This window comes from Priestia sp. 53B2 (assembly GCF_056099005.1).
The window spans coordinates 132,147-146,181 of sequence record NZ_JBLZXA010000020.1; the positions used below are offsets into that span (position 1 = coordinate 132,147).

General features: G+C 36.9%; 10 protein-coding genes. 7 read left to right on the forward strand and 3 right to left on the reverse strand.

Annotated elements, in window-relative coordinates; genetic code table 11:
- Positions 1-102: 102 nt before the first annotated feature.
- Complete coding sequence (lrgA, locus tag ACN6NE_RS14880; protein ID WP_028412310.1) at positions 103-537, forward strand: antiholin-like murein hydrolase modulator LrgA; 435 nt, start codon at positions 103-105, stop codon at positions 535-537.
- A 33-nt stretch (positions 538-570) separates the two neighbouring features.
- Positions 571-1,251, forward strand: a complete 681-nt coding sequence (lrgB, locus tag ACN6NE_RS14885; protein ID WP_013055484.1) for an antiholin-like protein LrgB — start codon at positions 571-573, stop codon at positions 1,249-1,251.
- A 55-nt stretch (positions 1,252-1,306) separates the two neighbouring features.
- On the opposite strand, the gene ACN6NE_RS14890 is transcribed toward lrgB, so the two are convergent.
- The gene (locus ACN6NE_RS14890) at positions 1,307-1,741 is read right to left on the reverse strand and encodes a hypothetical protein (RefSeq protein ID WP_025749838.1); all 435 of its coding nucleotides are present in this window, start codon (positions 1,739-1,741) and stop codon (positions 1,307-1,309) included.
- Positions 1,742-2,078: 337 nt separating this feature from the next.
- Here ACN6NE_RS14890 and nirB point away from each other — a divergent pair, with 337 nt between their 5' ends.
- Both nirB and nasC read left to right on the forward strand, forming a co-directional pair.
- Positions 2,079-4,424 (forward strand): nitrite reductase large subunit NirB, encoded by a 2,346-nt coding sequence (gene nirB, locus ACN6NE_RS14895; RefSeq protein ID WP_129706333.1) that lies wholly within the window; start codon positions 2,079-2,081, stop codon positions 4,422-4,424.
- A 19-nt stretch (positions 4,425-4,443) separates the two neighbouring features.
- Positions 4,444-6,594: an assimilatory nitrate reductase catalytic subunit NasC gene (gene nasC / locus ACN6NE_RS14900; RefSeq protein WP_129706335.1), complete on the forward strand. Its 2,151-nt coding sequence runs from the start codon at positions 4,444-4,446 to the stop codon at positions 6,592-6,594.
- A gap of 49 nt (positions 6,595-6,643) precedes the next feature.
- Here the strand turns inward: nasC and ACN6NE_RS14905 are convergent, their stop codons facing one another.
- Positions 6,644-7,825, reverse strand: coding sequence for an MFS transporter (locus tag ACN6NE_RS14905; protein ID WP_474325783.1), 1,182 nt, complete (start codon positions 7,823-7,825; stop codon positions 6,644-6,646).
- Positions 7,826-8,188: 363 nt separating this feature from the next.
- Between ACN6NE_RS14905 and speE the strand changes: the two genes are divergently transcribed.
- On the forward strand, positions 8,189-9,076 hold the full coding sequence (speE, locus tag ACN6NE_RS14910; RefSeq protein WP_129706338.1) for a polyamine aminopropyltransferase: 888 nt from the start codon (positions 8,189-8,191) through the stop codon (positions 9,074-9,076).
- A 3-nt stretch (positions 9,077-9,079) separates the two neighbouring features.
- Here the strand turns inward: speE and ACN6NE_RS14915 are convergent, their stop codons facing one another.
- A complete protein-coding gene (locus ACN6NE_RS14915) occupies positions 9,080-9,754 on the reverse strand; it encodes a hypothetical protein (protein WP_129706340.1) in 675 nt (224 codons plus the stop codon).
- A gap of 245 nt (positions 9,755-9,999) precedes the next feature.
- On the opposite strand from ACN6NE_RS14915, the gene ACN6NE_RS14920 reads away from it, so the two are divergent.
- Positions 10,000-12,621, forward strand: a complete 2,622-nt coding sequence (locus ACN6NE_RS14920) for a putative amidoligase domain-containing protein (RefSeq protein ID WP_474325785.1) — start codon at positions 10,000-10,002, stop codon at positions 12,619-12,621.
- Positions 12,618-14,027, forward strand: a complete 1,410-nt coding sequence (locus ACN6NE_RS14925; RefSeq protein ID WP_474325787.1) for a Mur ligase family protein — start codon at positions 12,618-12,620, stop codon at positions 14,025-14,027. Before ACN6NE_RS14920 ends, ACN6NE_RS14925 begins: the two co-directional genes overlap by 4 nt.
- Positions 14,028-14,035: the final 8 nt, after the last annotated feature.

Below are 14,035 nucleotides of genomic sequence, written 5' to 3' on the forward strand. Positions count from 1 at the left end.
TTTGTAAGTGAGCACAAATATTTGACTCTTTAATTTGAAAACGCTTTCTTGTTAATTTTCATTTTATATAATGAAGTCAACAAACAGAGAGAGGTGAAAGAAATGAGTGCTAAAAAAGTGTATGGCTTTTTAACACAAGCATTTATTTTTTCCGTAATTATGTTGATTTCAGATTTTATTGCAGAGCATTTGCCTTTTCCAATGCCTGCTTCAGTCATTGGACTTGTGCTGTTATTTCTTGCACTCTGCTTGAAGATTATTAAACTAGAGCAAGTTGAATCACTGGGAACGGCTTTAACTTCTTTGATCGGATTTTTATTTGTACCAGCAGGTATTTCTGTTATGAATTCATTAGGTGTTATGCAGCAGTACGGCATTCAAATTTGTTTAGTTATCATCGTGGCAACGATTATTTTGTTAGGCGTTACAGGCTTATTTTCACAGCTTATACTTGGCATGACAAAAGATAATAAAGCAAAAGAAGAAATAAAAGATGTAGATATGAGTGAAAAAACGAAAAAACAAGGTATTGCTTAACATCAATTATAAAGAGACAAGGTGGTTGGAAAGATGAATCCGTATTTTGGAATCGTGGTTTCTTTAGCTGCGTACGGCATTGGAACGTATTTATTTAAAAAGTCAAAAGGTTTTTTCTTATTTACTCCTTTATTTGTGGCAATGGTACTCGGAATTGCTTTTTTGAAAATTGGTCATTTTTCTTATGAGGAATATAGCAGCGGCGGGAAGATTATCAGCTTCTTTTTAGAACCGGCAACAATTGCTTTTGCCATCCCTTTATATAAGCAAGCCGATAAATTAAAAAAGTACTGGTGGCAAATTCTTTCTTCTATTGCGGTAGGGTCAGTTTGTTCGGTAGCGATTATTTTTGCGATTGCCAAAGGTATTCATATGGATGAAGTTGTGATGAAATCAATGCTTCCACAAGCAGCTACAACAGCGATTGCGCTGCCATTGTCTCAAGATATTGGAGGGATTCCTGCTATTACTTCCTTTGCTGTTATTTTTAATGCAGTCATCGTATATGCGCTGGGCGCTTTATTTTTAAAAGTATTCAAGGTGAAGAATCCAATTTCAAAAGGATTAGCTCTTGGAACTTCTGGACATGCGCTAGGAGTAGCCGTAGGGATTGAAATGGGAGAAGTAGAGGCAGCCATGGCAAGTATTGCAGTTGTTATTGTAGGCGTCGTCACAGTTGCCGTTATTCCACTTTTTGTTCAGCTAGTCATGTAACAAAAGCCTGAAGGAGTCAGAGATTTTCTGACTCCTTCAGGCTTTTGTTTGTTAATTAATACACCACTCCAAAATGTCGTGATGCGCAGTTTTGACAGGTTGTATGGTCAAAAAGACTTTCAGGAATGATAAATTCAAAACAAAATTGACATTGTTTGAATTGACTTTGTCTATAAAACATTGTCTCTAAGAAAATAGCTGTAATATGTTCAGTTATGTGCTTATGGGAACGTCGTTCTAAAGTGGACCATGGAATAGACTGATGCTCTATGTAAATCGGACAGGAAGTATAGGGTGTATCCCATTGAATGGCTTGATATCCAAACGTAAGGCCATGATGAGCTGCTGATGTAAATATGATTAGGTTTTGATGGAATTCTGGCAGAGGTAATTCTAGTTTTTGATCTTTAAGCGATCTCGTTTTGGAATGAAGGTTATACAATTTAATTTGAAAATGAATCCACTGAGTGGCGTGAACGGTTATTGACATGTTTTAAACCTCCAATTCAGACTCTTTCTTTTATCATAATTGATTTCAAAATAAATAAATAGTAGGCAAAAAGAAGATAACAAAATTTTATATAGATTACTTATAAGGCGTAGGGAAAGGTGATATAAGCATAGCATCCTTTTTTCTACCCCTTTTTAAAGTATATTAATCTTCTATATAAAAGCTTGCTTTCAACGAATGGTATCGGCGTATTCATACGCTTTAAACAGATTTTAATGTTAGAAGTTATAACAAGGTTCATTTCTTTTAGAGAAGTTTATGAAATAATAAAAACTGTATATTTTACGGTCTGAATCTATGTGTTGGAGGTTTTTATATGACAAAACAAAAGCTGATATTAATCGGAAATGGAATGGCGGGAATGCGCTGTATTGAAGAAATTCTTATTCATTCTCCAGGTTATTTTGATATTACTGTTTTTGGAAGTGAGCCTCACGTTAACTATAATCGAATTTTATTATCAACCGTTTTACAAGGCAGTACAAAGCTTGAAGATATCAATATTCATTCTTTGGCATGGTATAAAGAAAATAATATCACTTTATTTAAAGGAGAAAGCGTTACACACATAGACACCAAGAGAAAAATAATAAAAACAGATAAAAACAGAGAGACGAGGTACGACAAGCTTATTATTGCTACTGGCTCGAGCCCGTATATGCTCCCCGTTAAAGGGTCTGACAAAGAAGGTGTACTCGGTTTTCGTACCATCGAAGACTGTCAGGAAATGATTAAAATTTCTAAACAGTATAAAAAAGCAGCGGTTATTGGAGGAGGTCTGTTAGGGCTGGAAGCTGCTAGGGGACTATTAAATTTGGGAATGGATGTTCAAGTCATTCATCATTCGAGTTTCTTAATGGAGCGACAGTTAGACAGAGCAGCATCTGCAATGTTAAGAGAAGAATTAGAAAAGCAAGGCATGAGTTTTCTATTAAATAAACATACGGATGAGATTATAGGGGAAAATCGAGCAGAAGGCGTCCGATTTAATGATAGCAGCAAAATTGCAGCTGATTTAGTTGTAATGGCTACAGGAGTGAGGCCAAATGTTAATCTAGCTAAAAAAAGCGGAATAGAAACAAATAGAGCAATCATCGTAAATGATTATTTAGAAACGAGCATCCCGGATATCTATGCAGTAGGTGAATGCGCGGAACATCGAGGGATGACATACGGCCTTGTTGCTCCTCTTTACGAACAAGGAAAAGTCTTAGCGCGACATCTTTGCCAAATAAAAAACGATGGTTATCGCGGGTCCGTTCTTTCCACTCAATTAAAAATATCAGGAATAGACGTTTACTCAGTCGGAGAGTTCAAGGAAAATCAAGGTGCAAAAGCCATTACGATTTCGAATATGTTAGATGGTATATACAAAAAAGTCGTTTTTCGCGAAGGGAAAATAGTGGGAGCTGTTCTTTTTGGAGATACCAGTGAGGCTATAAAGCTATCACAAATGATTAATGAAAAAAAGGATTTGTCGCAAGCGGAAAAAGTACAATTATTTCCTTCTCAACATGAAAAAGAAAATGCAGTAACTTCTATGCCACTTACAAATATCGTATGCAACTGTAACGGTGTAACAAAGGGAGCCATTATTGAAGCAGTACAGAAAAATGATTTAACGACAGTAGATGAAATAAAAAATTGCACGAAAGCTTCTGGTTCATGCGGAGGATGCAAACCTCTTGTAACAGATCTTTTAACATATATTCAAAGCGATGAGTTTGATGAAATCATTGAACAAAAAACCTTTTGTACATGTACACATTTATCAGAAGATGAGCTGGTAAGAGAAATGCAGCAATATCAATTTGAGACGGTTCAGCAAGTAAGAGAAATATTAAAGTTTAAAGACATGAAAGGCTGTTCGTTATGTGAAGGCGGTCTTCATTACTATTTAGATATGATGAATCCTCATTATGAAAACAATCGACATTCTTTATTTACTACGGAGAATGAACAGGCCGTTTTGCTTCACGATGGGACATATGCAGTGGTACCGCAAATTCATGGTGGTCTGACAAATGTACAGGAATTAAGGAACATAGCAAATGTAGCTGAAAGGTACAACATCTCTAATATTCGTTTAACAAGTGATCAGCGCATTCAACTTATTGGAGTGAAAAAAGAATATCTTCCGTTGATAAGTGAGGAAATAGATAGAGGACTTCAGCAGCTATATGAACGTACAGTTAAAAATGTATCTGTTTATATAGGAAAAGGAACGTGTATTTGTCAGTATGAACCTGCTCTTGCTTTATCAAATGAATTAGATAAACAGCTTGAATATGTAAAGACCCCATGTGATATCAAAATCAGTATTGCTTCGTGTTCTCACATTGCAGAGAGTGTAACAACAAGTGATATAGGATTAAGAAGAATAGACAGAGGATGGGAAATATATGCTGGCGGAAGCAGCGCAGAAGCCAGAAGCGGGGAGCTGTTTTATGTGGCCGAAACGAACGAAGAAGCAGTAGAAATCAGCTGTTCTTTGATTCAATATTACCGTGAAACGGGGAACTATTTAGAAACCGTCGGGAGCTGGATCGAGCGAGTAGGAATTGTTCATGTCAGAGAAGTTTTGTTTGAGATAGACAATCGAGAGTATTTAATGAAGCAGCTCAGTTCAGAGCGCTCTCGTGCAATCACATATTTATTATAGGAAAGAAGGGTGACCTACGATGACTGAGATGCTATTGAAATATTTTCGTGAGCAGCAAAAGCAAGTTGAAACCGAGCGTATCTATAATACTCAGTGTCCTTACTGCAGCATGCAGTGCAAAATGCAGTTAGTTGAACAAACACATGTGAAAAGGAAAACGTATAAAACAATTGGAACAGACAACCCTACTTCTCAAGGAAGGTTGTGTATCAAAGGAATGAATGCGCATCAGCATCCTTTGCATAAAGATCGGATTCAATATCCTTTATTAAAAGTAAACGGAGAGTTTGTAAAGATTTCTTGGAAAGAAGCTCTTCACTATATTAAAGAAAACGTTACAGAGATTCAAGAGAAGAATGGAACAGATGCGCTAGGTGTTTATGGAAGTGCCTCTATTACAAATGAAGAAGCTTATTTATTAGGGAAATTTGCTCGAGTTGCGTTAAAAACAAAGTATATGGATTACAATGGACGCTTATGTATGTCGGCTGCTGCTTCTGCTGCTAGTAAAACATTTGGCATGGACAGAGGATTTACGAATAGCTTGCAAGAGATTCCGTTTACTGAATGTATTATGTTAGCTGGAACAAATATTGCGGAATGTCAGCCAACGATTATGCCTTATTTTGAGAAAGCAAAAGAAAACGGAGCTTTTATTATTGCAATTGATCCAAGGGAAACAGCTACAACTAAAATAGCTGATTTACACTTGAAACTTAAGCCGGGTAGCGACGCGGCATTAGCCAATGGAATCTTGAAGGTCCTTATCGAAGAAAATTATCTAGATGAACGATTTCTACAAGAACGTGTCAATGGATTTGAAGAAGTAATTCAATATGTGGCGTCTCTAGAATTTAATATCATTGAAGAAATAACGGGAGTGCCACTTGAAGAGATGTACCAAGCTGCCCGTATGTTTGGCCAAAGAAAAACGGGAATGATTTTTACTGCTAGAGGAGTAGAGCAGCAAACAGACGGAAGTGCTGCGGTGCAAAATTTTTTGAATATTCTACTTTCCGTTGGGAAAATTGGTAAACCTCGCTGCGGATATGGGGCCATTACCGGTCAAGGAAATGGGCAAGGAGCCCGAGAGCATGGTCAAAAAGCGGATCAGCTTCCAGGCTACCGTTCAATCGAAAATCATGAGCACCGGATGTATATAGCGGATGTGTGGAACATAGAGGAGAAAGATCTTCCTAGAAAAGGTGTTTCTGCATATGAGATGATTGAAAAAATTCATGACGGTGAAATTAAAGGGTTGTTTTTGATGTGTTCAAATCCAACAGTTTCAAATCCAAACGCTAATTTTGTTAAGAAGGCTTTTGAAAAGCTTGAATTTCTAGTAGTAGCAGATATGTTTGAATCAGAAACAGCAAAATTAGCAAACTTGATCTTACCAGCATCTTCCTACTTGGAAGATGAAGGAACCATGACAAATATAGAGGGAAGAGTTACATTACGCGAAGCTAGCTTTCCATGCCGTGGCGAAATCAAACACGACTGGGAAATACTATGTGAAATTGCTAAAGCTTTAGGGAAAGAGGAACATTTTTCGTTTTCATCAGCTGAAGAAATATTTAATGAACTGCGAATAGCAAGTAAAGGAGGGATCGCCGATTACTCCGGTATTACGTACGAACGATTACGAGAGGAAAAAGGAATTTTATGGCCATGCAGAAGCTTAACAGATAAAGGAACCGAGCGCCTGTTTGAGACGCGTTTTGCTCATAGTGATGGGAAAGCGATGATGGTCCCTGTCTCGAATCAAGCTATTGTTCCTAAAGCAAAAATAACCGAAAAATATCCTCTCTATTTAACAACGGGGAGAGTGATGTCGCACTATTTAACGGGTGTACAAACGCGAAAAAGTGCGTCTTTATCTGCTAGAAATTTCGAATCTTTTATGGAAATCCACCCTTCAACAGCGAAAAAATATGAAATTTCGAATCAAGAATTAGTACAAATTGAATCTTCATATGGAAGGATTGTGGTAAGAAGCAAATTTTCAGAGGGCATTCGGCCAGATACCGTATTTGTTCCTTTTCACTGGGCGGATTCTCAAAATGTTAATAACCTTGTCTCTGAGAAATTAGATCCTGCCTGTAAGATGCCAGGGTTTAAAGTAAGTGCTGTGAATATTAGCCCTTTTGTAAAAAGGAGTAGCTATTAAAAATGCTGATGCAAAAAGCCTCTTGAAAAAAGAGGCTTTTTACATGGAATCAGGCAAGGTGCTTTTGGTTAATACGTACATCTTGTTTTTTGAATCCAGAATAATTCAGTAAGAGACAGAATAGGGCAAAAAGCGCTAGTAAGGAAAAACCGACAACGTAATCTCCGCTTGTATCTTTTATAAAGCCTAACACAATAGGGGGAAAGAATCCGCCTACTCCTCCGAATGCGCCTACGATCCCGGTAACAGCTCCAATATTTCCTATTGAAACAGATGGAACCATTTTAAAAACAGCTCCATTTCCGATACCAAGAGTAATGGCTGCAAGTAAACAACCTACGCTAAATAAGGAGAAGGCAGTGATGGTAAATGCAATAAATAACCCTATTAGTAGCATTCCGGTAAAGACGAAGGTGAGTACTTTTTTTGCTCCGAAGACATCCGATAAATATCCTCCAAGAGGCCGTACAAACGTTGCTAGTACGACAAATCCAGCTGTTTTCAGCCCACTGTCTACAGTTGAAGCATTAAATTGATCATGCAAAATGGTAGGGAGATAGATGCTGAACGTTACAAATCCCCCAAATGTTAAAAAATAGAAAATGGATAAAAACCACGTTTCTTTAAATTTTAATACCGATAAAGATTCCTGCAGCGTTTTGGGGGAAGCAGCAGAAGGGTGGTCTGAAGTTCCTACCCATAATAAAAGAGCCATTAAGGCTACCGCAATTGCTAAAATCCAAAATACCCAAGGCAAGCCAAAAGAAGAAAAGATAAGTGGAATACTAAAGCTTGCTACCGCCGATCCTAAGTTGCCCATCCCGGCAATTCCTAAAATAAAACCTTGCTTTTGAGGTGAATACCATTTAGAGACATACGTAATGGAAATAGCAAATGTTGTTCCAGCCATGCCGATAAAAAATGCCCAAAAGAGCAGCATGGAATAAGAATGAGTAAAGCCTGCACAAATGGTAGGGAGTAAAAGAGCCAGCATAGTCAAAGAATAGACTTTTCTTCCCCCGAAGCGATCTGTTAAAATCCCCATCGGAATTCGCATGAGGGAACCTAATAAGACGGGAGAGGCAATTAAGATACTTTTTTCAGCATTGGTTAATGAATACATCACTTGAATATCTGCAGCGATAGGCGCGAAGACCGACCATACTGAAAAAGCAATAATCATAGATAAAGTCGAGATAAGAAGTACAGATAAGGGCCGTTTAGAAAACATTGCTTAAAAACCTCCTTTTTTATATGCAGCGTAAAGCTGTTGCAATATGGTAATTATGATACTACGCTTTCTTTCTTATGTATCATTCTATGTTAGGTTTTCTTCCGTACTTTTGCTGAGGAACGGATGCAGATAAAGGTGGAGAGATAACTTACACTCTATCTAAGTGCTGATGAAGAAACGGCTAAAAAGCTTTGAAAGAACAGTAAGTAGAAATATTGTCGAAAGAATGGAAGAAAAATTGAAATTAGAAGAGGTTAATAGAGTAAGCATCTATAAATTTGTGCTATCGAATTATAGCGAAATAAAAAATAATTCATATTTTATATAGAACACAAATTTTTGAAATAGAAGGTGGAAAAAGTGACAGAAAAGCATCCTCTTTCAGGTTATAAAAAGGATGATAACGGAGTTCTCTGGATATGGAGTTACGTTGGACAGGCTAGAGTGAAAATGGGGTATAAAGTAAAAAGTCTGCTTCACTATGAGCAATCTTCCTATCAACAAATCAGTATTGTGGATACAAAATGGTATGGGAAAATGTTGGTGCTAGATGGTACTCCACAAATTTCAACAGGAGAAGGGTTTATTTATAATGAAATGATTAGCCATGTGCCAATTATAACGCATTCAAATCCCAAAAAAGTTGCGATGATTGGCGGAGGAGACTGCGGTCCTGCACGGGAGGCCATGAAGTATGACGGAATTCAACAAATTGATGTAGTCGAAATCGATCCAAAAGTGACAGAAATCTGCCGCACATGGCTAACTCCGGCTTCTTGTTATGATGGTGAAACCAGGCTCAATATGATACATCGCGATGGAATAGATTGGATTCAAGAACAAAAGGGAGTTTATGATGTTCTCATAATTGATCGGCCTGACCCTGTTGGACCGGGAAAAAAACTATTTCAACCTGATTTTTATCAATATGTCTACAACAGCCTTAAGGATGAGGGCGTGGTTGTTTTTCAATCAGGATCCCCTTACTACAATACTTCTACATTACAAGGCACAATTAAAAATTTAAAGGAGCTATTTCCAATTGTCCGCACATATTTAGTGACTATACCTCTTTTCCCTTGCGGCATTTGGAGTTTTACGATTGCTTCTAAAAAAATGGATCCTCTTCAGGCCGATTTGACGAAGCTACAGCATACAGATACTCAATATATTGATCCTGAAATTTTCCGTGCATCATTTGTTTTACCTAAATATATAAAAGAAATAGTAGACGGAAAAGATTCCTAAAAACTAAGTAGCGACGAATGTTTGTTGAAAGTCATCAATAATCTCGGAAAATATATTTGTTATAGTAGTTCTGTGTTTGCTGCGCAGGGTCCGGGATAATTCAATTTGAAATGTATTAAAATTATGACTGTAACCTAGATAGCCGCTATTGTCACCTTGTCTGTGAAAGGCAATTGATTCGTTTCCAACAAATTTATTATCAAATAGTACATGGATTTTCGGGAACGAATCTTCAGATTTTTTAGTCAGCGCCTGTTGAAACCAATCTTTAACTTCCTTTGAGCAAGATTGTCCATATAAAGTCCCCACTTCAATTGCATAAGGTCCGTAATGTGTATCCTTCATTCCATGAAAAGATAAATGCAAATAGGGCGTTAGAAGGCGATTATTACTATCTACTATTTTTAAATATTTAACAATTTCTTGGATTGTTCTTCTATATTCATGTATCCCCTCATGGTTTGTTTCATTTAGATTTCTATTTAAATCTGCTATGGTTCTGGAAACCGTACTAACGATTCCTGCACATCCTGTTTTCTTGACTAAATTTTCTACAACTTTATCCGTAAATAAATCAGCAGCAGGTGGTTCTGCATGAAGTGCATCCACATGACAGCTTATAAAACCAGTTCCTTTGTTGTATTTTAAGTAGTTTTCATGAATGAATTTTAATGTCATTAACTATTTCTCCTTTTATATCGTTTGAAATCTATCCTTTCTATAATAAATGCAGTAAAAATAAAATCGGTGAATTATTACACGTGTTAAATGCATACATAAAAAGTTTTTAGAGATGGTGGAGATAAATAGATAAATGTACAGGATTATTTTGTATAGTTACATACTATATGAGTAGCTGATTATTGTTATAGGGCATTGAAGTAGCAAAATACGATAGAAAGTTCTAATTAGGAGGCTTTAAAATGGATCCAATGAGAGAAGAGTTAGGGATATTATCTGATAAAGAAATGACGTTGCAAACTCTTAATCTGAATAATATACCGTCTGTTGAATTAGTTGACCCCAAAACCTGTTCATATCCAGTGATAGGGAGGAAGTATGGTCACCATAGCGGAAGAGATATTGTTATCGTAAATACAAAGGACCAAGCAATATATGAAGGATATGATTATTTTACGAAAATATATGTAATAGACAAAGAATATTGTCTAGAAGTAGAAGGACTGAGCGTAAAAACAGTACAAGTAGTGACCAGTGAACATGTTGTATTTAATGAAATACCCATTCGAACGCAAGCCTTCGGCTGGAAATTAGAACAGGTAAACGGCATAGATGTACCGGAAATGCTGATGAACGTAGCCATTCGAGCGCTCTACGTAACGGGAGCTAAAAGCGGCTTTGTCAAAATGGGGGTATTAGAAAATGGAGAGTGTATCGTCACAGATATTAACTCATCAGAAAGTGAATGGATAGAAAATCCATTAAAGCCTAGTGTTCCTTTTAGCATGGGTGCTGACGTTGAGTTTATGTTAAGTTGTGATGGAGAGCTTCTACCAGCTTCTACTTTTTTTTCTGTTGAAGGTCCGGTAGGCTGTGATGAAAGACAAATAGAGCAAGATAGCGGTGAGTATGCATTAGTAGAAGTTAGGCCTGAAAAAGCGAATTCATCAACAGAACTATTTGAGAATATCCAAAAGTTAATAGAAAAAGCATCTGTACAGGTACCATATGAAAATATTCATTTTCGGGCAGGCAGCATGCCGTTTTCAGGGTATCAATGTGGAGGACATATTCATTTTGGTATTCCGCTTTCTTTATCCTTATTAAGAGCTCTTGACCACTACCTTGCTATTCCAGTAGCGCTGATAGAAGAATCTAAGACCGCTAAACTCAGACGGAAAACGAACCATGGAGGTCTTGGACGCTATCGTGAGAAATCGTATGGATTTGAGTATTTAACTTTAAGCTCTTGGATTATCGACCCTAGAATTACTCTCTCCACTTTAGCTCTTGCTCAGCTAGTTGCTACCCATCATCATGAATTAAAAAGCGAATTTTTATTTCATCCACTTACGCAGCGTGCCTACTATCAAGGGAATAAAATCTTTCTTAAACGAATGTGGAAAGATATCAAAGCCAATCTTATGAAAACATCCAGCTATCCACACTATCAAAATGAACTATCTTTTCTATTTGAAATGATAGAAAAAGAAATTCCTTGTGATGAATCAAATGATATTCGCCGGAATTGGAATGTAAAGATTTCTAAAGAAATCTATGACCGCGGACATATTATTCAAATCCCCAAAAAGCTCCGTTTAAAATACGGCCTCAAAGAGGGGCAGTCTACGATTGTTAGTGCAGGAAAGGCAATATCAACTGCAACTGTTCATTCTTATCCCTTTTCATTTCGCCATCCAAATATGGTTCAACTCTCTAAATCCCTCCGTGATAAACTATCTCTCCCGAAAGATTGGTGCCCCAAGCTATCAGCTTCAGAAGGCATCATAACTTTAGGTCCTGTCATTGGCATTCTTGCTAACCGTCCTTTTGAAAGACAAACAACCTATTTCCATCATCTATGTCGCTTAGCAAATGAAAAGCGAATGCTTGTATATGTGTTTGAACCCGAAGATATTGATTGGGAGAAAAAATTGGTTAAAGGAACAACCATTAACGGTGAAGGGCTTTTTCCTTTTCCTGCTGTTATTTATGACCGTTATTTCATAGATGGCAGAAAAAATATCTTAATAGATGAAGTAAGGGCAAAACTTCAGGCGATTTATAAAATTCCTTTTGTTAATTCTTCAAATTTGTTTCAGCTCACGGGAGATAAGTGGGCAACATATGAACTTCTTATGAAAGAATATGAAGAATTTCTTCCAGAGTCACGTCTCGTACAAAATTCTGCTGACATTGCAGAAATGCTTGATAGCTACGGAGAAGTCTATTTAAAACCGCTTGGCGGGGCCTTAAGTAAAGGAGTCATGCGTATCGTTCGCCGACCAACAGGCATCTTTTGGTTTGATCTTAATAAAAAAGAGCTGCATCAATTCAGTAATATGGAAGAATTATTTACTTTGCTCTCTCCTTTGATGAAAAACAATCCTTATCTTGTTCAAGAAGGAATTCGCAGAAAACAGCATAAAGATAAAAATTTAGAAATACGGGTTTATATGCAAAAAAATGAAAAGCAAATTTGGCTTCGAACGGGTATGATTGCGCGTCTCACCGGTGAAGATGTGCTAACGGAAGATTCTGAAACGAATATGCGCCTCAGTAAAATATTAAACAGTTTATATCCTGATCCAACAGACAGAAGGCTCATTATAAACCAATTAGCTAAAATATCTAAAAATATTGTTGCAACAGTAGAGGAGAAAGTGGGTCCTTTTGGGGAGCTGGCGGTAGATTTATGTATAGATCAGTACGGTTCCATAAAGTTACTTGAAATAAATGCAAAACCAGATAGTCTATTCTCACAAATTAGAGCCTACAAGCTGCGTACTTTGGCGGGGATTCGTCTGCTCAATTATGCGTCTTCACTGGCTGGTTACGAAGAAGAAAAGGAGGATTTAACATGAAGCACTTCACATTAAATGAAATCCTTAAACAAACGGGGGGAGACCTTTGTTATGGATCAGGAAATCCTGTTATTAAACATGCTATAAACTACGCTAAAAAGGATATAGAGGATTATACACTCATCTTTCATTTAGATAGAGAACCGATTAGAGGGGAGTATTGGAAAGAAAATCATTCAATTGTCGTTATAACAGATCACCCTGAGCTGTGCACGAACTTAGAGGAAAATATTATTCTTGTTAAAACAGATCAATTAGAAGAGGCTTATTGGAAATTTATCGAATACTACCGAGGGCTTTTTGATCTTCCTGTTATTGGTGTTACAGGTACTTGTGGAAAAACGACCACGAAAGAGATGATCCGACAAATATTAATTGAAGATTATAAAGTGAAAGCTACGTGGATGAGTATGAATTCTATGTCTGTAAATCTACGTTATTTAACAGGTATTGATGATACGACAGAAGTAGCTGTTTTTGAAATGCCGGTCGCTTATCCGGGATATTTAAAAGTTGCGTGTCGCTACTTTCAGCCACAAATACGAATTCTATTAAATATAGGCGTGCACCATCTCGCTGATTGTGAAACACCTGAAGAATATATGAAAGCAAAAGCCGAAATTGTAGAAGGCTTAGATCCAAATAGCGGCATTTTGATTTTAAACGCAGATGATGAAAATATTAAGAGAGTGCTTGATGTTAGTCATCTTCAAGGTGTTGTATATATAGGTAAAGGTGATGATTCCCAATTTCAAGCAAAAGATATTAAATATACTAATGGAGGAATGGCTTTTACTTTAAAGTACCAAAACAAAGAGTACGATGCTTTTATCCCTGGATATGGTGAACATAATGTGTATAATGCACTGGCTGCCATTGCTGCTGTATTTTATGTTGGCGTTGATATTTCCGTTGCCATACAAAGACTTAGCTTATTTGAACAAGTAGAAGAACATTTGGAATTTAAAAGAGGAATGAATGAATGTACGGTAATTAACGACACATGGAACTCTTCACCTTTATCGATGGCTACAGCTCTCGGAGTTCTTAGTGATATGTCAAAAGAGAAACAGTCTATCGCTTTATTAGGTTACATGCCTCAGCTAGGAGAAGGACCTTATGCAATTAAACAATATGAAGATATGGGAAAAAAAGCAGCGGAATCAAAGATTGATATTTTAGTGGTAGTAGGAGAAGAAGCAAAAGCTATTGGGACAGGAGCTTTAAAATGTGGAATGGATCCTAACAAAGTGTATTTTTGTAACACTGGTGATGAAGTATACAATGTGCTAGCTCCATATTTAAATGAAAATACAATAATTTTATTAAAAGTAACGCATCGCGTTATGAAAAAACCTACTTTTAAAGAATTAAGAAATAAACTTATTCCAGACAACGAAGAGTAAAAGGAGGA

What these genes read in the sequence shown, in the direction of transcription:
- lrgA (WP_028412310.1), top strand. Translation starts at nt 103, where the DNA reads ATGAGTGCTAAAAAAGTGTATGGCTTTTTAACACAAGCATTTATTTTT.
- lrgB (WP_013055484.1), top strand. Translation starts at nt 571, where the DNA reads ATGAATCCGTATTTTGGAATCGTGGTTTCTTTAGCTGCGTACGGCATT.
- ACN6NE_RS14890 (WP_025749838.1), bottom strand. Translation starts at nt 1,741, where the DNA reads ATGTCAATAACCGTTCACGCCACTCAGTGGATTCATTTTCAAATTAAA.
- nirB (WP_129706333.1), top strand. Translation starts at nt 2,079, where the DNA reads ATGACAAAACAAAAGCTGATATTAATCGGAAATGGAATGGCGGGAATG.
- nasC (WP_129706335.1), top strand. Translation starts at nt 4,444, where the DNA reads ATGACTGAGATGCTATTGAAATATTTTCGTGAGCAGCAAAAGCAAGTT.
- ACN6NE_RS14905 (WP_474325783.1), bottom strand. Translation starts at nt 7,825, where the DNA reads ATGTTTTCTAAACGGCCCTTATCTGTACTTCTTATCTCGACTTTATCT.
- ACN6NE_RS14915 (WP_129706340.1), bottom strand. Translation starts at nt 9,754, where the DNA reads ATGACATTAAAATTCATTCATGAAAACTACTTAAAATACAACAAAGGA.
- ACN6NE_RS14920 (WP_474325785.1), top strand. Translation starts at nt 10,000, where the DNA reads ATGGATCCAATGAGAGAAGAGTTAGGGATATTATCTGATAAAGAAATG.
- ACN6NE_RS14925 (WP_474325787.1), top strand. Translation starts at nt 12,618, where the DNA reads ATGAAGCACTTCACATTAAATGAAATCCTTAAACAAACGGGGGGAGAC.